Origin of the sequence: Serratia sp. 4542, assembly GCF_016805595.1 — a bacterium.
Classification (GTDB): Bacteria; Pseudomonadota; Gammaproteobacteria; order Enterobacterales; family Enterobacteriaceae; genus Serratia; species Serratia nevei.
In genome coordinates this window covers 22,347-43,747 of the sequence record NZ_RXKV01000008.1, presented here as the reverse complement: position 1 = coordinate 43,747, position 21,401 = coordinate 22,347, and the positions used below count along the sequence as shown (strand labels likewise).

Sequence of the window (21,401 nt, the reverse complement as noted above, 5' to 3'; positions counted from 1 at the left end):
AGCCGCGCGGCGCACGCCGTCAGGCGTCCCTTGGCAAACCTTTTTCCACAGCCCGTATCAGCCGTTTTTTCTGCGCCGTCTGCACCTCGATGCCCTGCGCCTCGCGGCGGGCAAGCTGCTGCGCCAGCGCCCAGTGGATATGTTCGTCCAGCATGGCGTTCTGGCCCAGGCGCGTGCGCAGCGCGAGCACAATGCCGTCCTCGTAGGGCGCATTGCCCAGCGCCACGGCGATATTGCGCAGCCAGCGCAGGTGGCCGATGCGGCGTATTGCTGAGCCTTCGGTGATGCGCAGAAATTTTTCTTCCGTCCAGTTGAACAGATCGATCAGCTGCGGTGCATGTAGCGCGGCGCGTGGGCTGAAATCGTCTTCGTCGGTGAGCTGCGAAAAGCGGTTCCACGGGCAGATCAGCTGACAGTCGTCGCAGCCGTAGATGCGGTTGCCGAGCAGCGGCCGGAATTCCTCCGGGATCGCGCCTTCCAACTCGATGGTCAGGTAGGAGATGCAGCGCCGGGCGTCTACGGTATAGGGGGCGACGATGGCGCCGGTCGGGCAGGTAGTGATGCAGGCGACGCAGCGGCCGCACTGCTCTTCCTGCGGCTTATCCACCGGCAGCGGCAGGTCGATCAGCAGCTCGCCGAGGAAAAACCACGACCCGGCTTCGCGGTTGAGAATTAGTGAGTGTTTACCAACCCAGCCGATGCCCGCCTTGGCGGCCAGCGCGCGTTCCATCACCGGCGCGGAATCGACAAAGGGGCGGAAATTCAACTCGCCGCAGTAGGCCTGGATCTGATCGCCCAGCTTTTTCAGGCGCTGGCGCAACAGTTTGTGATAGTCGCGCCCCAGCGCGTAGCGGCTGACGTAACCCAGCTGCGGATTTTGCAAGGTGCTGGCAAACGCCGCCTTGGCCGGCAGGTAGTTCATGCGTACGCTGATCACCCGCAGCGTGCCCGGCAACAGTTCGTGAGGGCGCGCGCGCAGCATGCCGTGGCGCGCCATCCATTCCATCTCGCCGTGGTACTGCTTGTCGAGCCAGGCCTGCAGCTTCGGCTCTTCGAGGCTCAGGTCGGTATCGCAGATGCCAACCTGTTGGAATCCTAGCGATTGCCCCCATTGCTTGATATGTTGGGCGAGTTGATGGAGATCGAGGGGGTGCGTCATGACGGGCCACAGTGAAAAAGCATACGCTGACAGTTTACCACACTCTGTCTGGCCTGCGGATTGGATCCGTCGCTCGGAACCCGCGGCGGCGGCCTCACTCGGTATTTCTCTTTACGATTTGATGCAGCGCGCCGGTCAGGCGGCCTACGCATTGGCGCGCAACGCGTACCCCTCCCGCGACCACTGGCTGGTGCTGTGCGGCCACGGCAACAACGGCGGCGACGGCTATGTGGTGGCGCGCCTGGCGAAGGCGGCGGGCCTGCAGGTGACGTTGATCGCCTGCGAAGGCGCACGGCCTTTGCCGCCGGAAGCCGCAGCGGCCCGTCAGGCCTGGCTGGCCGCCGGCGGTGATATTCTGCCGGCGAACAGCCGCTGGCCGGTGTCTGTCTCTCTCATTATCGACGGCCTGTTAGGCACTGGCCTTGGCAGCGCGCCGCGTGCGCCTTACGACGCGCTGATCGAGGCCGCCAACCGCCACTCGGCGCCGGTGGTCGCGCTCGATATCCCGTCCGGCCTGCTGGCGGAGAGCGGCGCTGTGCCGGGCGCGGTCGTGCGTGCCGCGCACACCGTCACGTTCATCGGCCTCAAACCGGGATTGCTGACCGGCCAGGCGCGCGACTGGGTCGGGCAACTTCATCAGAATGCGCTAGGCTTATCGGGTTGGCTGGCGAAGCAACCGGAACAGATTCAGCGGCTTACCGCCGAGGCGTTGCCGCGCTGGCTGCATCCGCGCCGCCCCTGCGCCCATAAGGGCGAGCATGGCCGCCTGCTGTTGGTGGGCGGTGACCGCGGATTCGGCGGTGCCATTCGCATGGCGGCGGAAGCGGCGCTGCGCAGCGGGGCGGGATTGGTGCGAGTGCTTACTCACATTGAACACGTCGCACCGCTGCTGGCGGCCCGGCCGGAGTTGATGGCGCAGGCGCTGGACGAGGCGACGCTGCGGCAGGCGATGCAATGGGCGGATGTGCTGGTGATTGGCCCGGGGCTGGGCCAGGCTGAATGGGGCAAAAACGCCTTGAACGTGCTGCAAACCAGCGATAAACCGGCCTTGTGGGACGCCGATGCGCTGAACTTGCTGGCATTAAATCCCGAGAAACGGCAGAATCGCGTGATGACTCCGCATCCTGGAGAGGCGGCGCGGCTGTTGAGCTGCAGCACTGCCGACATCGAGAGTGATCGCTTACTTGCCGTGCGCAAGCTGACGGCGCGCTACGGCGGCGTGGCGGTGCTGAAAGGCGCCGGCACGCTGATTGCCGATGAGCAGGGGCAGATGGCGATCGCCGACGTCGGCAACGCCGGCATGGCCTCCGGCGGCATGGGCGATGTGCTGTCGGGTATCATCGGCGGTTTGCTGGCGCAAAAGCTCCCGCTGTATGATGCCGCCTGTGCGGGCTGCGTCGTACACGGCGCGGCCGGCGATCGCGTAGCGGAAAGACAAGGAACAAGAGGCATGTTGGCGACCGATTTACTGCCGGACATCCTTCATTTCGTTAACCCTGAGTGGGCAAAATAGACTTTATCGAATGAAAGAACTCGTTTTACCTCTGCCGGACGAGGCAGCGACTGTCGCTTTGGGCACCACTTTGGCCAAGGCCTGCGATCGCGCCAGCGTCATCTATCTCTACGGCGACCTAGGCGCCGGTAAAACCACCTTCAGCCGTGGTTTCCTGCAGGCGTTAGGGCATCAGGGCAACGTCAAAAGCCCGACCTACACGCTGGTGGAACCCTATGCCTTGCAGCCGCTGGCGGTGTATCACTTCGATCTGTATCGCCTGGCCGATCCTGAAGAGCTTGAATTCATGGGCATTCGCGATTACTTCGCGCAAGACGCCATCTGCCTGGTCGAATGGCCGCAACAGGGCACCGGCGTGCTGCCGGAGCCGGATCTGGCGCTGCATCTTTGCTATCAGGGCGAGGGGCGAGAGGCGAAGATCGAGGCGATTTCCACTTACGGCAGCCAGCTGTTAGACCGCATTCATGGATCACAGGGATGATGCCGCAATGACGCACGTGTTGAAAAAATTTGCGGTCATCATGCTGATCGCCGTGCTGGGGCCACTCGGCGCGCTGAACGCGCTGGCGGCGTCTTCGCTGTCCGATATCAAAGTGTCCAACGCCCAGCGTGAAGCGACGGTGTCGGTGAGCTTCAATGGCCCGCCGGACTACGCGTTTTTCCCGTTGCACGGCCCGGATCGCGTGGTGCTGGACGTTAATCAGAAGGGCAAGGTCGGCGGTCTGCCGCTCAATTTCAGCGGCCAAAACCTGGTGAAAAGCATTCGCTCCAGCGCGCCGAAAGACGCTCAGAGCGTGCGCCTGGTGTTTGATCTGACCCAGCGCGCCAAAACCCGCGTCTCCACCCGCCAGAACGGCAGCGTGCATACCGTGGTGTTCACCATTACGGCCGAAGGCAGTGCCAATACGGTGGCGCGCAAGGCACCGGTGCAAACGCCTGCGCCGGTTGCGGTCAACCCACCGCCGCGTCAGGCGCCGGTCGCGGTGCGTGAAGCGCCGGAGCCGCCGCTGCGCAAAGCGCCGACGGGATCGAATCCCTTTACCAATAAACAGACCGTCGTCGCAGGCACCGCCACCGAAGTCACGCCGCGCAGCAGCCGCGTTTCCGCCGGTTCCGGCGATCGGGTGGTGGTGGCGATCGACGCCGGCCACGGCGGCCAGGATCCGGGCGCCATTGGCCCGAGCGGGCTGAAAGAAAAGAATGTCACCATCGCCATTGCGCGCCGCCTGCAGGCGATGCTGGACGCCGATCCGCAGTTCAAACCGGTACTGACGCGTACCGGCGACTACTTCATCTCGGTGATGGGGCGCTCCGACGTTGCGCGCAAACAGGGCGCCAACGTGCTGGTCTCCATCCACGCCGACGCCGCGCCAAACCGCAGCGCCAGCGGGGCCTCCGTCTGGGTGCTGTCCAATCGCCGCGCCAACAGCGAAATGGCCGGCTGGCTCGAACAGCATGAGAAGCAATCCGAACTGCTCGGCGGCGCCGGCGATCTGCTGGCCAACAGCCAGGCAGACCCTTACCTGAGCCAGGCGGTGCTGGATCTGCAGTTCGGCCACTCGCAGCGCGTCGGGTATGACGTGGCGGTGAAAGTGCTGCAGCAGCTGCAGAGCGTCGGATCGCTGCACAAACGCCGGCCGGAACATGCCAGCCTGGGCGTGCTGCGCTCACCGGATATTCCCTCGCTGCTGGTGGAAACCGGATTTATCAGTAATAGCACGGAGGAGCGGCTGCTGGGCAGTAGCGCGTATCAGGAGAAGATTGCCAAGGCCATTCATAACGGCCTGCGCAGCTACTTCCTGGCGCATCCGCTGCAAGCCGACCCAAAGGTGGAAAACCGACCGCTGGACGTCGCAGCGGCGGTTAACACCTCAACACCAGACGTGCGCCAGCCTGAGCCTATCGTTAGCTCGGCCGGCGCGAGCCGCAGCGTAAGCGGCAAGACCCAGATCCACGTGGTGAAGCGGGCGGAAACGCTGTCCGGCATCGCCGACAGCTACGGCACCACCATGGCGGCGCTGCGGGATCTGAACAAACTGAAAAAAGACGGCGTGTGGGTGGGGCAACGCCTGAAGGTGCCGGCGGGGAAAACCGCCGCCGTCACTACCGTCGCCAAGGCGAAAACGCCGGCCAAGAAGCCGTCTAAACATAAAGTGGCCCGCGGGGATACGCTCTCCTCCATCGCTTCTCGCTACGGGGTCAGCGTCGGCGATCTGAAACGGGTCAATAATCTGAAGTCGGACGTCGCGCCGCTGGATCGGACGCTGACCATTCCGCAGGCCTAGCGCCATCGCTACAGGAGTCAGCATGCCTATCCAGGTGTTACCGCCACAGCTCGCCAACCAGATCGCCGCCGGAGAGGTGGTTGAACGCCCCGCGTCGGTCGTCAAGGAGCTGGTGGAAAACAGCCTGGACGCCGGCGCGACGCGCATCGATATCGATATTGAACGCGGCGGCGCCAAGCTGATCCGCATTCGCGACAACGGCTGCGGCATCGGCAAGGACGATCTGGCGCTGGCGCTGGCGCGGCACGCCACCAGTAAAATCAGCACGCTCGACGACCTGGAGGCGATCGTCAGCCTCGGTTTTCGCGGCGAAGCGCTGGCCAGTATCAGCTCGGTTTCCCGTTTGACCCTGACGTCGCGCACCGCCGAGCAGAGCGAGGCGTGGCAAGCCTATGCCGAAGGGCGCGAGCAGGCGGTGACGGTCAAACCCGCCGCGCACCCGGTCGGCAGCACGCTGGAAGTGCTGGATCTGTTTTACAACACCCCGGCGCGCCGCAAGTTCATGCGCACCGAGAAAACCGAATTCGGCCATATCGACGAAGTGGTGCGGCGCATCGCGCTGGCGCGTTTCGATGTGGCGATCAACCTCAGCCACAACGGCAAACTGATCCGCCAATACCGGGCGGCGAAAGAAGAGAGCCAGCACGAGCGCCGTTTGGGCAGCATCTGCGGCCCGGCGTTTTTGCAGCATGCGCTGAACATCGACTGGCAGCACGGCGATCTGAGCATCCGCGGCTGGGTGGCGGATCCGGCCGGGGCGCGCCAGCTGGGTGAAATGCAGTACTGCTACGTCAACTGCCGCATGATGCGCGATCGCTTGATCAACCACGCCATTCGTCAGGCCTATCAGGATCAGCTGAAAGACGATCAGCAGCCCGCTTACGTGCTGTATCTGGAGGTCGATCCGCACCAGGTGGACGTCAACGTTCATCCCGCCAAGCACGAAGTGCGTTTCCATCAGGCGCGGCTGGTGCACGATTTTATCTACCAGGCGGTAACCACCGTGCTGCAGCAGGCCGGTCAGACGCCGTCGCTGCCGCTGGCGGAAACGCCTGAAGAAGCGTCTGCGCCGGTCTGGCAGCCGGAAAACCGCGTCGCCGCCGGCGGCAATCATTTTTCTCAGCCGGCGCCGCGTCGCGAAACGCCGCCACCGGCCGGCGTCGCCCGCGAGCGCGCACCGCAGCCGGGTTGGCAAACGGCGGGCAGTTACCAGAAACGCGAAGGCGAGCTGTACGGTAAACTGATGCAGCCCGCCGCCGAGCCGCAGGCCGATGCGGCGTCGGAAGTTTCGAGCAAGCCGCCGTTGTTCCCGCCGGCGAAAGCCGCAGCGGAAACGCCGTTGGCGAGCGGCCAGCACAGTTTTGGCCGGGTGCTGATGATCCACCCGCCGTGCTACGCGTTGATTGAACAGCGCCAGCAGCCGACGTTGCTCAATCTGACGGTGGCCGAGCGCTGGCTGCGCCAGGCGCAGCTCAACCCGCCGACGGAAGGGCTGCGGCCGCAGCCGCTGCTGATCCCAGTCAAGCTGACGTTGGACAAGCGCGAAGTGGCGGCCATCGCGCGGCATCAGGCGCTGCTGACGATGATGGGGCTGGATCTGCAGGCGGATCACGGCCGTGTGACGCTGCGCGCAGTGCCTTTACCATTACGCCAACAAAATTTACAAAAACTGATACCCGAACTGTTAGGCTATCTGGCCGAACATCAGGAGATGTCGCCCGCGGTGCTGGCCACCTGGCTCGCTCGCCGCCTTGGCAGCGAACATGAACAGTGGAACACCTCGCAAGCGATACAATTGCTGACCGACGTTGAACGACTTTGCCCGCAACTGGTCAAATCGCCACCGAGCGGACTTTTACAACCCGTTGATTTACAGGCCGCACTGGCGGCCCTCAAGCATGACTGAAACTGAAATGACACCACGTCCCCCGGCTATTTTCATCATGGGGCCGACCGCCTCGGGCAAGACCGCGCTGGCGATCGCGCTGCGCGAACGCCTGCCGGTGGAACTGATCAGCGTCGATTCCGCGCTGATTTATCGCGGCATGGATATCGGCACCGCCAAGCCGAGCGCTGAAGAATTGGCGCAGGCGCCGCATCGGCTGATCGATATTCGCGATCCCGCCGAAGCTTACTCGGCCGCGGAGTTTCGCGCCGACGCGCTGAAGGAGATGGCCGACATCACCGCCGCCGGGCGCATTCCGCTGCTGGTCGGCGGCACCATGTTGTATTTCAAGGCGTTGTTGGAAGGATTGTCGCCGCTGCCGTCTGCCGATCCCGCGGTGCGCGAGCGCATCGAACGGCAAGCGGCGGAGCAGGGTTGGGAGGCGTTGCACCGTCAGTTACAGGCGATCGATCCGGTCGCGGCATTGAGAATTCATCCGAATGATCCGCAGAGACTGTCCAGAGCACTGGAAGTTTTTTTTATTTCGGGTAAAACTTTAACGGAACTGACTAAAATTTCGGGTGAATCGTTACCGTATCAAGTTCACCAATTTGCGATAGCGCCGACCAGCCGTGAGTTGATCCATCAACGCATCGAGCTGCGGTACCATCAAATGTTGGCGGCGGGTTTTGAGACGGAAGCGCGTGCACTTTTCGCACGGGGTGATTTGCATACGGACTTGCCCTCCATTCGCTGTGTCGGTTACCGCCAGATGTGGTCATACTTGTCTGGTGAAATTAGTTACGATGAGATGGTTTATCGTGGTATTTGCGCAACACGTCAGTTGGCTAAACGCCAGATGACCTGGTTACGGGGTTGGGAGTCGGTCCATTGGTTGGACAGTGAAAAGCCGGGAGAGGCTTTGGACTCGGTGACACAGGTTGTTAGTGCATAGGTTGGGTGATTGTGTACAATTGCTGAGTATTCAGCGCGCAAATTTTTTACGTCGTTTATTTTAGAGCCGACAGGTTCTTAGTTACAAACAACAAGCAAATAAGGAAAAGATAGAATGGCTAAGGGGCAATCTTTGCAAGATCCGTTCCTGAACGCATTGCGTCGTGAACGTGTTCCGGTTTCTATTTATTTGGTGAATGGTATTAAGCTGCAAGGCCAGATTGAGTCTTTTGACCAGTTTGTCATCCTGTTGAAGAACACGGTTAGCCAGATGGTGTACAAGCACGCTATCTCTACCGTTGTCCCGTCACGTCCGGTTTCGCATCACAGCAACAACCCGAGCGGCGGTTCAAGCAACTATCACCATGGCAACAATCCGTCTGCGCAGCAACAGCCGCAGCAGGAAAGCGATGACGCTGAATAAAGCGCGTTGCAAGTCAACCATGACGGGGAGCATAAGCAGCCGCGGGCTGTTTATGTCCCCCAAACTCACGGTGAGTGTCCGTTTGAGAGGTTGCACGCTTGTTTGACCGTTATGAAGCCGGTGAGCAGGCCGTACTGGTTCATATCTATTTCTCGCAAGACAAAGATACGGAAGACCTCAACGAGTTCGAATCGTTGGTTTCCTCAGCCGGTGTCGAAGCTTTGCAAGTGGTGACTGGTAGCCGCAAAGCCCCGCATCCGAAGTACTTTGTCGGCGAAGGAAAGGCCGAAGAAATTGCAGATGCGGTGAAAGCCAGCGGCGCGTCTGTTGTCCTGTTTGATCATTCCCTTTCCCCGGCGCAGGAAAGAAACCTTGAGCGCCTGTGCGAATGCCGGGTGATCGATCGCACCGGGCTGATTTTAGACATCTTCGCCCAGCGTGCCCGCACCCATGAAGGTAAGCTGCAGGTGGAGCTGGCGCAGTTGCGTCACATCGCCACGCGTTTGGTACGCGGCTGGACGCACCTGGAGCGGCAAAAAGGGGGGATTGGCCTGCGCGGCCCGGGGGAAACCCAGCTTGAGACCGACCGTCGCCTGTTACGCGATCGCATCAGCTTGATTCTGCGCCGCCTGGAGCGGGTAGAAAAGCAGCGTGAACAAGGCCGACGCGCGCGGACCCGTGCCGATGTGCCGACCGTATCGCTGGTGGGCTACACCAACGCCGGCAAATCCACACTGTTTAACCGAATAACGTCTGCCGAGGTGTATGCGGCGGACCAGCTATTTGCCACCCTGGATCCTACGTTGCGGCGCATTGACGTGCCGGACGTGGGGGATACCGTGTTGGCGGATACCGTAGGCTTTATCCGGCACCTGCCGCACGATCTGGTGGCCGCCTTCAAGGCGACGCTGCAGGAAACGCGCCAGGCATCTCTGCTGCTGCACGTCATCGATGCCGCAGATCCGCGCGTCGATGAGAACATCGAAGCGGTGAACACCGTGCTGGCGGAGATAGACTCGGATGAAATCCCTACACTGTTAGTGATGAACAAAATAGATATGCTGGACGATTTTGTGCCGCGTATCGACCGCAACGACGAAAACCTGCCGATCCGGGTGTGGCTGTCCGCCGCCAGCGGAGAGGGTATTCCGTTGCTGTATCAGGCGTTGACGGAGCGCTTATCGGGGGAGATCGCGCATTACGAATTGCGCTTACCGCCACGGGCAGGCCGTCTTCGCAGCCGTTTTTACCAGCTTCAGGCGATTGAAAAAGAGTGGAACGAAGAGGACGGCAGCATTGGCGTGGTGGTGCGAATGCCGATCGTCGAATGGCGTCGTCTCTGCAAGCAAGAACAGGACCTGATTGACTTTATCGTATGATCATATCCTGTTACATTTATGCTTCGCGAAAGCCTGAAGTACCCAATCACAGAATATGGAGCTAAAACATGGCGTGGAATCAGCCCGGTAATAACGGACAGGACCGCGACCCGTGGGGGAGCAGCAATAACAATGGCGGCAACTCTGGCGGTAACAACAAAGGCGGTCGTGATCAAGGGCCACCTGATTTGGACGATATCTTCCGTAAACTGAGCAAGAAATTGAGCGGTTTTGGCGGGGGCAAAGGCTCCAACAGCAATAGCGGCGGCACCGGCACCTCTGGTCCGGGCTTCAGCGGCCGCATTATCGGTATCGCGGCGGTGGCCGTGGTGGTGATCTGGGCCGCCAGCGGCTTCTACACCATCAAGGAAGCTGAGCGCGGCGTCGTGACGCGTTTCGGCAAGTTCAGCCACCTGGTGCAGCCGGGTCTGAACTGGAAGCCGACCTTCATCGACGACGTGCGTCCGGTGAACGTGGAATCCGTGCGCGAGCTGGCGGCGTCCGGCGTGATGCTGACCTCCGATGAAAACGTGGTGCGCGTGGAAATGAACGTGCAGTACCGCGTGACCAACCCGGAAGCGTACCTGTTCAGCGTCGTCAATGCCGACGACAGCCTGAGCCAGGCGACCGACAGCGCCCTGCGCGGCGTGATCGGCAAATACTCGATGGACCGCATCCTGACCGAAGGCCGTACCGTGGTGCGTAACGATACGCAGCGCATGCTGGAAGAGACCATTCGTCCTTACAACATGGGCATCACGCTGCTGGACGTCAACTTCCAGGCGGCGCGTCCGCCGGAAGAGGTGAAGGCGTCGTTCGACGATGCGATCGCCGCGCGTGAGAACGAGCAGCAATACATCCGTGAAGCGGAAGCTTACGCCAACGAAGTTCAGCCGCGTGCGAACGGCCAGGCGCAGCGTCTGCTGGAAGATTCCAAGGCTTATAAAGACCGTACCATCCTGGAAGCGCAGGGTGAGGTGGCGCGCTTTGCCAAACTGTTGCCGGAATACAAGTCCGCTCCGCAGATCACCCGCGAGCGTCTGTATATCGAAACCATGGAAAAAGTGCTGGGCCATACCCGTAAGGTGTTGGTGAGCGACAAAGGCAACAACCTGATGGTGCTGCCGCTGGATCAGATGCTGCGCGGCCAAGGCGCGGCGCCGGAGAGCGGCAACAAGGATACCAGCCTGATTCGCCTCAATCCGAATCCTGCGCCGGCTGCCAACAGCAGCACTCCGCGTACCAGCGGCGGTTCGATTATGGATCAGCGCCGGGCGAATGCGCAGCGTGACGACACCACTCGCGTAGGGAGAGAGTAATCAATGCGTAAGTCTTTTGTAGTTATTGTCCTCGCGGTGCTGGTGGTGCTGTACGCTTCGCTGTTCGTGGTGCAGGAAGGCCAGCGCGGCATCGTGCTGCGCTTCGGCAAGGTTCTGCGCGACGGCGAAAACAAGCCGCTGGTGTATGCGCCGGGTCTGCACCTCAAGATCCCGTTCATCGAGACCGTGAAGAACCTGGATGCGCGTATCCAGACCATGGACAACCAGGCCGATCGCTTCGTGACCAGCGAGAAGAAAGACCTGATCGTCGACTCCTATCTGAAGTGGCGCATCAGCGACTTCAGCCGTTACTATCTGGCGACCGGCGGCGGCGACGTCTCCCAGGCCGAAGTGCTGCTGAAGCGTAAGTTCAGCGACCGTCTGCGTTCCGAAATCGGCCGCCTGGACGTGAAAGACATCGTGACCGACTCGCGCGGCAAGCTGATGTCCGACGTGCGTGACGCGCTGAACACCGGCACCGTGGGTGACGGCGAAGAAGTGGCGACCACCGAAGCCGATGACGCTATCGCCTCTGCGGCGGCGCGCGTTGAGCGGGAAACCACCGGCAAACAGCCGCAGGTGAACCCGAACAGCATGGCGGCGCTGGGCATCGAAGTGATCGACGTGCGTATCAAGCAGATCAACCTGCCGGCCGAAGTGTCCGACGCCATCTACCAGCGTATGCGCGCCGAGCGTGAAGCGGTAGCCCGTCGTCTGCGCTCGCAGGGCCAGGAAGAAGCCGAGAAGCTGCGCGCCAGCGCGGACTACGAAGTGACCCGTACCCTGGCGGAAGCCGAGCGTCAGGCGCGTATCACCCGCGGTGAAGGCGATGCCGAAGCGGCCAAGCTGTTCGCCAACGCGTTCAGCCAGGATCCGGACTTCTATGCCTTTATCCGCAGCCTGCGTGCCTATGAAGCCAGCTTCAAGGACAACCAGGACGTGCTGGTACTGAGCCCGGACAGCGATTTCTTCCGCTACATGAAGTCGCCTGATACCCTGCGCAAGTAAGCGCGGCAGGCAATCTGATCGAGGGCCCGTTTACGCGGGCCCTTTCTCGTTTTTGGGGGATGCATGAACTCAACGATTTGGCTGGCGCTCGGGCTGGTTCTGGTGCTGGAAGGATTAGGGCCGATGCTGTTTCCGCAGGCCTGGCGCAAAATGATTGTGGCGATGTCGCAGCTGCCGGACGCGACGCTGCGGCGATTTGGCGGCGGAATAGTGGTTGCGGGCTGCGTGATCTACTACATGTTGAGCGGCCGCACGGGTCTTTAAAGTCTAGCCCAAAATTTATGCAATCGTATGCTAAAAGTGCTGAAAATCGAAAATTACGGTGGTAGAATCCATTTTTAAGCAATCGGTGATTTTGAAAAATGGGTAAGAACGTCGTCGTACTGGGCACCCAATGGGGTGACGAAGGTAAAGGCAAGGTTGTAGACCTGCTGACTGAACGGGCTCAATATGTTGTGCGCTACCAAGGTGGCCATAACGCTGGCCACACTCTGGTAATCAACGGTGAAAAAACCGTCCTTCATTTAATTCCTTCAGGTATTCTGCGTGAAAACGTCACCAGCATCATCGGCAACGGTGTTGTTCTGGCGCCGGACGCATTGATGAAAGAAATGGGTGAACTCGAAGCGCGTGGCATCCCGGTACGCGAACGTCTGTTACTCTCTGAAGCTTGCCCGCTGATCCTGCCTTACCACGTCGCGTTGGACAACGCGCGTGAGAAAGCGCGCGGCGCGAAAGCGATCGGTACCACCGGTCGCGGCATCGGCCCGGCTTACGAAGATAAAGTGGCTCGTCGCGGCCTGCGCGTCAGCGACCTGTTCAACAAAGAAACCTTCGCCGTTAAGCTCAAAGAGATCGTCGATTACCACAACTTCCAGCTGGTCAACTACTACAAAGTTGAAGCCGTCGATTATCAGGCGACGCTGGACTACGTGCTGTCTATCGCCGACATCCTGACCGCCATGGTGGTTGACGTTTCCGAACTGCTGGACGGCGCGCGCAAGCGTGGCGACTTGATCATGTTCGAAGGCGCTCAGGGCACCCTGCTGGATATCGACCACGGTACTTACCCGTATGTCACCTCTTCCAACACCACTGCCGGCGGCGTGGCTACCGGTTCCGGCATCGGCCCGCGTTATGTGGACTACGTGCTGGGCATCGTGAAAGCCTACTCCACTCGCGTGGGTGCAGGCCCGTTCCCAACCGAACTGTTCGATGAAACCGGCGAGTACCTGTGCAAGCAGGGTAACGAGTTCGGCGCCACCACCGGCCGTCGTCGTCGTACCGGCTGGCTGGACGCGGTAGCGGTGCGTCGCGCCGTGCAGATCAACTCCCTGTCCGGCTTCTGCCTGACCAAGCTGGACGTCCTGGACGGCCTGAAAGAAGTGAAGATCTGCGTGGGCTACCGCATGCCGGACGGCCGCGAAGTGGATACCACTCCGCTGGCGGCTGAAGGCTGGGAAGGTATCGAGCCTATCTACGAAACCATGCCGGGCTGGAGCGAAACCACCTTTGGCGTGAAAGAGCACAGCAAGCTGCCTCAGGCTGCGCTGAACTACATCAAGCGCATCGAAGAAGTGACCGGCGTACCGGTAGACATCATCTCTACCGGCCCGGATCGCAGCGAAACCATGATCCTGCGCGACCCGTTCGACGCATAATCAGGCTTTACGGCAGTAAACAAACCGGGCGCGTCCCGGTTTGTTTTTATCCTGACTCCCTCCGATTGCGGTTTCACGTCAAAAAATCCTTTCATAAACCCGCCTTAGGGCGCGGGATTCGCTAAATAATTAGCGACGAACTCTCCGGCTGGTTTATTATCCAATGAGTAATCTTTTGAATAGCGCCGAAAAGCGGCGTATCAGACGGGTAAAACGATACCCAGAGGTAAGATGTGCAGTTAACAAGTTTTACTGATTATGGCCTGCGGGCGTTGATCTACATGGCCTCGTTGCCGCAGGACAAGATGACCAGTATCTCGGAAGTGACCGAGGTTTACGGCGTGTCTCGCAACCATATGGTGAAGATCATCAATCAGTTGAGCCGGGTCGGTTTTGTCACGGCGGTGCGCGGCAAGCATGGCGGCATCCGTTTGGGCAAACCGGCCGAGAGCATTCGCCTCGGCGACGTGGTGCGGGCGCTGGAGCCGCTTGCGCTGGTTAACTGCAGCAGCGAGTTTTGCCACATCACCCCTGCCTGCCGACTGAAGCAGGTGCTCCAACAGGGCGTACAGAATTTCCTTGAAGAGCTGGATAAGCATACGTTGGCCGATATGGTCGAAGACAATCCGCCGCTCTACAAGCTATTGCTTGTCGAATAAAACGACGTTGAGAAGACAAGGCTCAACGTCATCCTGCTGATGACAACGGAGGAACCGCAATGTCACAAGATCCATTCCTGGAACGAGAAGCAGAAAAATACGAATCCCCCATCCCCAGTCGTGAATATATCCTGGCCCATTTGGCGAAACGTGAAACGCCGGCCAGCCGCGAAGAACTGGGCAACGAACTGGGCCTCAGCGGTGAAGAGCAGCTGGAAGCGCTGCGCCGCCGCCTGCGCGCCATGGAGCGCGATGGCCAGCTGGTGTTTACCCGCCGCCAGTGCTACGCGCTGCCGGAACGTCTGGATCTGCTGCGCGGCACGGTGATCGGCCACCGCGACGGCTACGGCTTCCTGCGCGTGGAAGGCAGCAAAGACGATCTGTACCTGTCTGCCGAACAGATGAAAATGGCGATCCACGGTGACGTGGTGCTGGCGCAGGCCTTGGGCGCGGATCGCAAAGGGCGCCGCGAAGCGCGCATCGTGCGCGTGCTGGTGCCGAAAACCAGCCAGATCGTCGGCCGCTTCTTCATGGACGCCGGTACCGGCTTCGTGGTGCCGGACGACAGCCGTCTGAGCTTCGATATTCTGATCCCGGCGGACAGCGTCAGCGGCGCGCGCATGGGCTTTATGGTGGTGGTGGAGCTGACGCAGCGTCCGACCCGCCGCACCAAGGCGGTCGGCAAGATCGTCGAGATCCTCGGCGACAAGATGGGCACCAGCATGGCGGTGGACATCGCGCTGCGCACCCATGAGATCCCGCATACCTGGCCGCCGCAGGTGGAAAAGCAGGTGGCCGATCTCAGTGAGCAGGTGCCGGAAGCGGCCAAGAAGGGCCGCGTCGATCTGCGCAAGCTGCCGTTGGTCACCATCGACGGTGAAGACGCACGCGACTTCGATGACGCCGTGTACTGCGAGAAAAAACGCGGCGGCGGCTGGCGCCTGTGGGTCGCGATCGCCGACGTCAGTTACTATGTGCGCCCGCGCACCGCGCTGGACGATGAAGCGCGCAGCCGCGGCAACTCGGTGTACTTCCCGTCGCAGGTGATCCCGATGCTGCCGGAAGTGCTGTCCAACGGGCTGTGCTCCCTGAACCCACAGGTCGATCGCCTGTGCATGGTGTGCGAGATGACCATCTCCGCCCAGGGGCGCCTGTCCACGGCCAAGTTCTACGAAGCAGTGATGAGCTCGCACGCTCGCCTGACCTATAACAAGGTGTGGCACATTCTGCAGGGCGATCAGGAGCTGCGCGAGCACTACCATCCGCTGGTCAAGCACCTGGAAGAGCTGCACGCGATGTATAAGGTGCTGGATAAGGCGCGCGCCGAGCGCGGCGGCATCGCGTTTGAAACCGAAGAAGCCAAGTTCATCTTTAACGCCGAACGCCGCATCGAGCGCGTGGAGCCGACGGTGCGCAACGACGCCCACAAGCTGATCGAAGAGTGCATGATCATGGCCAACGTGGCGGCCGCGCGCTTCGTTGAGAAACGCAACGAGCCGGCGCTGTATCGCGTGCACGATCGTCCGAGCGACGACCACATCTCCGCGCTGCGCAGCGTGCTGAGCGAGCTGGGGCTGACGCTGGGCGGCGGCAACAAGCCGCAGCCGAAGGACTATGCGGTGCTGATGGATGAAGTGTCCGAGCGCCCTGACCACGAAATGCTGCAAACCATGTTGCTGCGTTCGATGAAGCAGGCGATTTACGATCCGGAAAACCGCGGCCACTTCGGCCTGGCGCTGGCGTCTTACGGCCACTTCACCTCGCCGATCCGCCGTTATCCGGATCTGGCGCTGCACCGCGCGATCAAATATCAGCTGGCCAAAGAACACGGCGAGCCGAAAGAGCGCTGGACGCCGACCGGCGGCTGGCACAGCGAATTCGAAGAGATGCTGCAGCTGGGCGAACACTGCTCGATGACCGAGCGCCGCGCGGACGAAGCGACGCGCAACGTTGCCGACTGGCTGAAGTGCGACTTCATGCAGGATCACGTCGGTGAAGTGTTCAGCGGCATCATCTCCAGCGTGACCGGCTTCGGCTTCTTTGTGCGCCTGAACGATCTGTTCATCGACGGGCTGGTGCACGTATCAACGCTGGATAATGATTACTATCGCTACGATAATATCGGTCAGCGCCTGATCGGCGAGTCTTCCGGCACGGTCTATCGCCTGGGGGATACGGTGGAGATCCGCGTGGACGCGGTGCATATGGACGAGCGCAAGATCGACTTCGCGCTGGTGTCCAGCACCCGCAAAGCGCGCGGTGAAGGCAAAACCGAGCGCGATCGCGCCAAGAAGGGTGGCCAGCGCACGCTGCGCGACAGCGGTAGCGCGGGGCGCGGCAAGCGCCGCGGCGGCAAACCGCCGGCCAACTTCGAGCCGGACAGCGCCTTCCGCAAGCAGGATGACGCCAAGCCCGCGGACAACGTGAAGAAGGCGAAGAAGAAAGCCAAGAAAGCGTCCGACAAAACGCGGAAAATCGCGGCGGCGACCAAAGCCAAACGCGCAGCCAAGAAGAAAGGTGCCGAGCAGGCTTAACCTGCCGCACATCGTTACCATCGGCCGGTTATCGCCGGCCGCACGAATTTAAAAGAGCATCATGAGCGAAATTATTTACGGCATTCACGCCGTCAAAGCCCTGTTAGAGCGCGATCCGCAACGCTTCCTGGAAGTGTTTATCCTGAAAGGCCGCGAAGATCGCCGCCTGCAACCGCTGATCGCCGAGCTGGAAGCGACCGGCATCGTGATCCAGGTGGCGAGCCGCCAGTGGCTGGATGACAAGGTTGAAGGCGCGGTGCACCAAGGGATCATCGCCCGGGTGCGCGAAGGGCGTCAGTATCAGGAGAACGATCTGCCGGGCCTGTTGGAGAGCGTGGAAACGCCATTCCTGCTGGTGCTGGACGGCGTGACCGACCCGCATAACCTCGGCGCCTGCCTGCGCAGCGCCGACGCTGCCGGCGTGCACGCGGTGATCGTGCCGCGCGACCGTTCTGCCCAGCTGAACGCCACCGCCAAGAAAGTGGCCTGCGGCGCCGCCGAGAGCGTACCGCTGATCCGCGTGACCAACCTGGCGCGCACGCTGCGCCTGCTGCAGGAAATGAACGTCTGGGTGGTGGGTACCGCCGGCGAAGCCGACCATACGCTGTATCAGAGCAAAATGACCGGCCCGATGGCGCTGGTGATGGGCGCGGAAGGCGAAGGCATGCGTCGTCTGACCCGCGAACACTGCGACGAGCTGATCAGCATCCCGATGGCCGGTACCGTCTCTTCGCTGAACGTGTCGGTCGCCACCGGCATTTGCCTGTTCGAAGCGGTGCGTCAGCGCGGCTGATCCTCCTGACGGGGGCCCTGAGCCCCCGTTAATTCCCCCTCTTGTGATCCCGCCTTCGGCAGAAATCTCTGCGCCGACCATACTTACTCCTGACGCTTTTCTCAGGGAGCACTCTCATGGTCTGGACTACGCACACCGTTTTTAACCAACCCAAGCCGCTGGGCAACAGCAACCTGTTTCTCTCCGATACGCCGCTGCGCGAAGCGTTGCAGCGCGAGCAGGGCGGCTGGGACGCCGAGGTATTGGCTTCGCTGGGCCAGCAGCTTGGCACCCAGGAGTCGCTGGAGCTGGGCCGCCTGGCCAACGCCAACCCGCCGGAGCTGCTGCGCTACGACGCCACCGGCCAGCGGCTGGACGACGTTCGCTTTCACCCCGCCTGGCATATCCTGATGCAGGGGCTGATCGCCAACCGGGTGCACAACCTGCCCTGGCAGGAGGATGCGCGCATCGGTTCCTTCGTGGCGCGCGCCGCGCGCTTTATGCTGCATGCGCAGGTTGAGGCCGGTACGCTGTGCCCGGTGACCATGACCTTCGGCGCCACGCCGCTGTTGCTGCAGGCGTTGCCGGCCGAGTTTCGCTCCTGGCTGACGCCGCTGCTGTCGGATCGTTATGACGCTCACCTGCTGCCGGGCGGGCAAAAGCGCGGCCTGCTGATCGGCATGGGCATGACGGAGAAGCAGGGTGGTTCCGACGTTTTGAGCAATACCACTACCGCCGCGCCGCTCGGCGCGCGCGGGCCGGGTGAAGCCTACCGGCTGGTGGGGCACAAGTGGTTCTTCTCGGTACCGCAGAGCGATGCGCACCTGGTGCTGGCGCAGGCCGAAGGCGGGTTGTCCTGTTTCTTCCTGCCGCGCATTTTGCCGGACGGCAGCCGCAACGCCATTCGCCTGGAGCGGTTGAAAGACAAACTGGGCAACCGCTCCAACGCCAGCAGCGAAGTGGAGTTTCAGGACGCCACCGCCTGGCTGTTGGGGGATGAGGGTGACGGCGTGCGGCATATCCTGAAGATGGGCGGCCTGACCCGTTTCGACTGCTCGCTCGGCAGCCACGGCCTGATGCGCCGCGGGCTGTCGGTGGCGCTGTATCATGCGCTGCAACGGCAGGCGTTCGGCAAGCTCCTGATCGAACAACCGCTGATGCGCCAGGTTCTGGCGCGCATGGCGCTGCGGCTGGAAGGGCATACCGCGTTGCTGTTCCGGCTGGCCCGCGCCTGGGAAAGCCGCAGCAATGAGGGCGAACTGATCTACAGCCGCCTGCTGACCCCGGCGGCCAAATACAGCATCTGTCGCCAGGGCATGCCGTTCATCGCCGAGGCGATGGAGGTGCTGGGCGGTATCGGCTACTGCGAAGAGAGCGAGCTGCCACGCTTGTATCGCGAGATGCCGGTCAACAGCATCTGGGAAGGTTCCGGCAACATCATGTGTCTGGACGTGTTGCGCAGCCTGCACAAGCTGCCGGGCGCGCTCGAAATGCTGCAGTTCGAGCTGCAGCCGGTGCGCGGCCAGAATCGCTTGTTCGATCACGCCTGGCGGCAGTGGCAGCAGCGTGCCCGGCAACCGCGTGAAGAGATGGGGCGGCTGCTGACCCAGCAGCTGTTCGACCTGTGCTGTGCCGCGCAGCTGCTGCAGCATGCCAGCCCGCAGATAGCCGACGCCTGGTGCCACCTGACGCTGGATCACCGCGGCGAGAGCCTGCTGTCGGCTGAGGTGTGCGAACTGCTGCTCAACCGCGCTATCGGCGGTTAGGGAAAAGGGTGGCGCGCGGCGGCGAAAACCTTTTTAATTCAGCCTCACTCTGACAGGAAAATGCACATGGATATTCTCAGCGCGTTGGCGGCGTTCGCCTCTTATTTCTTCAGCGGTTTCGCCATGATTTTGGTGTTTCTGTTCGTCTATACCCGCATCACTCCGCACGACGAATGGGCGCTGATCAAGGCCGATAATCAATCCGCCGCCTTTGCTTTCATCGGCGCTTGCCTGGGGTATGTGATCCCGTTGGCCAGCGCGGCGATCAACTCGATCAGCCTGCTGGATTACCTGCTGTGGGGCGTAGTGGCGCTGGTGGTGCAACTGCTGCTGTTCGCGGCCGTGAAGATCTACATGCCACGCATCAGCGACAAGATCGAAGCGAACCACCTGGCCGCCGGGATTTTCCTGGGGGGCGTCTCCGTGAGCGGCGGCGTGTTGAATGCGGCTTGCATGAGCTACTAAAGGTATAAGATGGCCGAGGCGCGCCAGCCAAGCGGGTGCGCCTGTTCTTCCATCCGCAGGATGCGGTAATAGCTGGCGCCGTGTTGGCCGGCGGTGCGAGCGATGGCCTGCTCCGCCTCCTGCGGTGAACCGGGCAGATCGTTAAAGGTGATCTCGGCGATTTCACTGAGCGGCGTCACGCGATCGGCGGGCGCCAGCTCGGCGGACTGTGCGCCGGTGCTGAGCAGCCCTACTGAAAGCAGGAGGGAGGTGAGTGCGGTGGAGCGTTTCATGGCGTTCCCCTTCGTCAGATCCTGAATCGCACCCGCAACATGCGGCATGCTGTCCGACAGTGTGCAATACCCTACTTCAGCCTGTGCAAAGCCAGTGTAAATCTGCTTAAAAAATCCCCGCCTTACCGATACAGGATCGCCTGGGAATACCATTGGCCCGGCACGATGGTTTCGCTGTTCATGATGATCACGTAATACCGGGCGCCGGCGGCGGTGGCCTTGCGCTGGATCTCCGCTTCCACGTCCATCGGGCTGCCGCGCACCACGGCGGTGACGGTACCTATCTTCACCAGCTCGGCGGTCTGTGCGCGGACGATCTCCTGCGCCTGTGCGGTGGGCGGTGGCGGCGGTTTCGGCGTGGTGGTCATGATGCCGCAGGCGGAAAGCTGTGCGGCCAGCGTCAGGGCGATGAGTGTGCGGGCAAGCGTCATGGTGACCTCGAAAGAGCCGGTACGATGGCTTCAGTGTAACGCAATATAAGCTGGAACAGATTGAGCTAACGCTGGCTGGCGCAAGTTTGTCATGATGAATGCCAACAGGTGAGTTGAGGATGAACGGATGATCGAAATTCATGACGAGCGGGCGGGCGATATTGCGGTGATCCATGCCGTCCCCGCAGGGCACTATCAGCGGCCCTTGCCGACGGTGTTCTTCTGTCATGGCTATACCTCGTCGAAAGAGGTGTACGCCTACTTCGCCTATGCGCTGGCGCGCGCCGGTTTTCGGGTGATATTGCCGGATGCCGATCGGCACGGCGAGCGGTTCGACGGCGATGAGGCGCGGCGTCTGGCCACGTTTTGGGAGATCCTGCGCAGCAATATCGACGAGCTGCCGCAGATCAAGGCGCATTTCGAGCGGCTCGGCCTGATTGCCGACGGGCGTATCGGCGTCGCCGGTGCCTCTATGGGGGGCATGACCGCGCTTGGCGCCTTCGCGCGCTTCCCGTGGATCCGGGCGGCCGCCAGCCTGATGGGTTCCGGCTATTACCGTGCGCTGGCGCAAACGCTGTATCCGCCGTTGGGCGAAGAGGGCGAGGCGCTCTCGCCGCCAGCGTTTGCGGCGCGCACCGCCGTGTTGGCGGAGTATGAGCTGGAAGGGCGTTTGGCGGCGATCGCCGGGCGGCCGCTGCTGCTGTGGCACGGCGAGACGGACGACGTGGTGCCGGCGGCGGACAGCCTGCGTTTGGCGGCTGAACTGCGGCAGCAAGGCGCGGACGGCCGTTTGACGTCGCTCATCGAACCGGGGGTGAAGCACCGCATCACGCCGCTGGCGCTGTCCGCCACGGCCGACTTTTTCCGCCGCGAACTGTGATGCTCCGCCGGGCGCGATGCCTGGAATTGCACCGC

At 61.7% G+C, this 21,401-nt stretch carries 20 protein-coding genes; 17 read left to right on the top strand and 3 right to left on the bottom strand.

Annotated features, from left to right (window positions below):
* Window positions 1-19 precede the first annotated feature (19 nt).
* Window positions 20-1,159 carry a tRNA epoxyqueuosine(34) reductase QueG gene (gene queG, locus EKL15_RS10435; RefSeq protein WP_100395956.1) on the bottom strand — a complete coding sequence of 380 codons (1,140 nt, stop codon included), beginning with the start codon at window positions 1,157-1,159 and terminating at the stop codon, window positions 20-22.
* Between queG and nnr the strand changes: the two genes are divergently transcribed.
* The 16 genes from nnr to EKL15_RS10355 all read left to right on the top strand — a co-directional run bounded on the left by nnr (window position 1,158) and on the right by EKL15_RS10355 (window position 19,783).
* A complete protein-coding gene (nnr, locus tag EKL15_RS10430; RefSeq protein WP_203089447.1) occupies window positions 1,158-2,672 on the top strand; it encodes a bifunctional ADP-dependent NAD(P)H-hydrate dehydratase/NAD(P)H-hydrate epimerase in 1,515 nt (504 codons plus the stop codon). The two genes, queG and nnr, sit on opposite strands and share 2 nt — an antisense overlap.
* A gap of 10 nt (window positions 2,673-2,682) precedes the next feature.
* Window positions 2,683-3,153, top strand: coding sequence for a tRNA (adenosine(37)-N6)-threonylcarbamoyltransferase complex ATPase subunit type 1 TsaE (tsaE, locus tag EKL15_RS10425; RefSeq protein WP_038879220.1), 471 nt, complete (start codon window positions 2,683-2,685; stop codon window positions 3,151-3,153).
* 7 nt (window positions 3,154-3,160) lie between these two features.
* Window positions 3,161-4,957 carry an N-acetylmuramoyl-L-alanine amidase AmiB gene (amiB, locus tag EKL15_RS10420; protein WP_060432147.1) on the top strand — a complete coding sequence of 599 codons (1,797 nt, stop codon included), beginning with the start codon at window positions 3,161-3,163 and terminating at the stop codon, window positions 4,955-4,957.
* A 22-nt stretch (window positions 4,958-4,979) separates the two neighbouring features.
* Window positions 4,980-6,863 (top strand): DNA mismatch repair endonuclease MutL, encoded by a 1,884-nt coding sequence (gene mutL / locus EKL15_RS10415; RefSeq protein ID WP_203089445.1) that lies wholly within the window; start codon window positions 4,980-4,982, stop codon window positions 6,861-6,863.
* A complete protein-coding gene (miaA, locus tag EKL15_RS10410; RefSeq protein ID WP_060421891.1) occupies window positions 6,856-7,797 on the top strand; it encodes a tRNA (adenosine(37)-N6)-dimethylallyltransferase MiaA in 942 nt (313 codons plus the stop codon). The genes mutL and miaA overlap by 8 nt, the downstream gene beginning before the upstream one ends.
* A 114-nt stretch (window positions 7,798-7,911) precedes the next feature.
* Window positions 7,912-8,220 carry an RNA chaperone Hfq gene (gene hfq, locus EKL15_RS10405; RefSeq protein ID WP_004933678.1) on the top strand — a complete coding sequence of 103 codons (309 nt, stop codon included), beginning with the start codon at window positions 7,912-7,914 and terminating at the stop codon, window positions 8,218-8,220.
* A gap of 98 nt (window positions 8,221-8,318) precedes the next feature.
* The gene (hflX, locus tag EKL15_RS10400) at window positions 8,319-9,599 is read left to right on the top strand and encodes a ribosome rescue GTPase HflX (protein ID WP_004933675.1); all 1,281 of its coding nucleotides are present in this window, start codon (window positions 8,319-8,321) and stop codon (window positions 9,597-9,599) included.
* A gap of 68 nt (window positions 9,600-9,667) precedes the next feature.
* Window positions 9,668-10,918, top strand: a complete 1,251-nt coding sequence (hflK, locus tag EKL15_RS10395; protein WP_038879209.1) for an FtsH protease activity modulator HflK — start codon at window positions 9,668-9,670, stop codon at window positions 10,916-10,918.
* Window positions 10,919-10,921: 3 nt separating this feature from the next.
* The gene (hflC, locus tag EKL15_RS10390) at window positions 10,922-11,926 is read left to right on the top strand and encodes a protease modulator HflC (protein ID WP_004933669.1); all 1,005 of its coding nucleotides are present in this window, start codon (window positions 10,922-10,924) and stop codon (window positions 11,924-11,926) included.
* Between the two features lie 63 nt (window positions 11,927-11,989).
* Window positions 11,990-12,190, top strand: a complete 201-nt coding sequence (locus tag EKL15_RS10385; RefSeq protein WP_004933666.1) for a DUF2065 domain-containing protein — start codon at window positions 11,990-11,992, stop codon at window positions 12,188-12,190.
* A 98-nt stretch (window positions 12,191-12,288) separates the two neighbouring features.
* Window positions 12,289-13,587: an adenylosuccinate synthase gene (locus EKL15_RS10380; protein ID WP_033648701.1), complete on the top strand. Its 1,299-nt coding sequence runs from the start codon at window positions 12,289-12,291 to the stop codon at window positions 13,585-13,587.
* A gap of 233 nt (window positions 13,588-13,820) precedes the next feature.
* Complete coding sequence (nsrR, locus tag EKL15_RS10375) at window positions 13,821-14,246, top strand: nitric oxide-sensing transcriptional repressor NsrR (RefSeq protein ID WP_015376391.1); 426 nt, start codon at window positions 13,821-13,823, stop codon at window positions 14,244-14,246.
* A 59-nt stretch (window positions 14,247-14,305) separates the two neighbouring features.
* Window positions 14,306-16,780: a ribonuclease R gene (gene rnr / locus EKL15_RS10370; RefSeq protein WP_060421893.1), complete on the top strand. Its 2,475-nt coding sequence runs from the start codon at window positions 14,306-14,308 to the stop codon at window positions 16,778-16,780.
* 61 nt (window positions 16,781-16,841) lie between these two features.
* Window positions 16,842-17,573, top strand: coding sequence for a 23S rRNA (guanosine(2251)-2'-O)-methyltransferase RlmB (gene rlmB, locus EKL15_RS10365; protein WP_038879203.1), 732 nt, complete (start codon window positions 16,842-16,844; stop codon window positions 17,571-17,573).
* 116 nt (window positions 17,574-17,689) lie between these two features.
* On the top strand, window positions 17,690-19,318 hold the full coding sequence (locus EKL15_RS10360; RefSeq protein WP_069100488.1) for an isovaleryl-CoA dehydrogenase: 1,629 nt from the start codon (window positions 17,690-17,692) through the stop codon (window positions 19,316-19,318).
* 66 nt (window positions 19,319-19,384) lie between these two features.
* Window positions 19,385-19,783 (top strand): DUF350 domain-containing protein, encoded by a 399-nt coding sequence (locus tag EKL15_RS10355; protein ID WP_015376394.1) that lies wholly within the window; start codon window positions 19,385-19,387, stop codon window positions 19,781-19,783.
* Here EKL15_RS10355 and EKL15_RS10350 read toward each other — a convergent pair.
* Together EKL15_RS10350 and bsmA are read right to left on the bottom strand one after the other, a co-directional pair.
* Window positions 19,780-20,055, bottom strand: coding sequence for a DUF1471 domain-containing protein (locus EKL15_RS10350; protein ID WP_033638652.1), 276 nt, complete (start codon window positions 20,053-20,055; stop codon window positions 19,780-19,782). The two genes, EKL15_RS10355 and EKL15_RS10350, sit on opposite strands and share 4 nt — an antisense overlap.
* A gap of 122 nt (window positions 20,056-20,177) precedes the next feature.
* Complete coding sequence (bsmA, locus tag EKL15_RS10345; protein ID WP_203089443.1) at window positions 20,178-20,486, bottom strand: biofilm peroxide resistance protein BsmA; 309 nt, start codon at window positions 20,484-20,486, stop codon at window positions 20,178-20,180.
* Between the two features lie 127 nt (window positions 20,487-20,613).
* On the opposite strand from bsmA, the gene yjfP reads away from it, so the two are divergent.
* Window positions 20,614-21,366: an esterase gene (gene yjfP / locus EKL15_RS10340; RefSeq protein WP_087763021.1), complete on the top strand. Its 753-nt coding sequence runs from the start codon at window positions 20,614-20,616 to the stop codon at window positions 21,364-21,366.
* Window positions 21,367-21,401 lie beyond the last annotated feature (35 nt).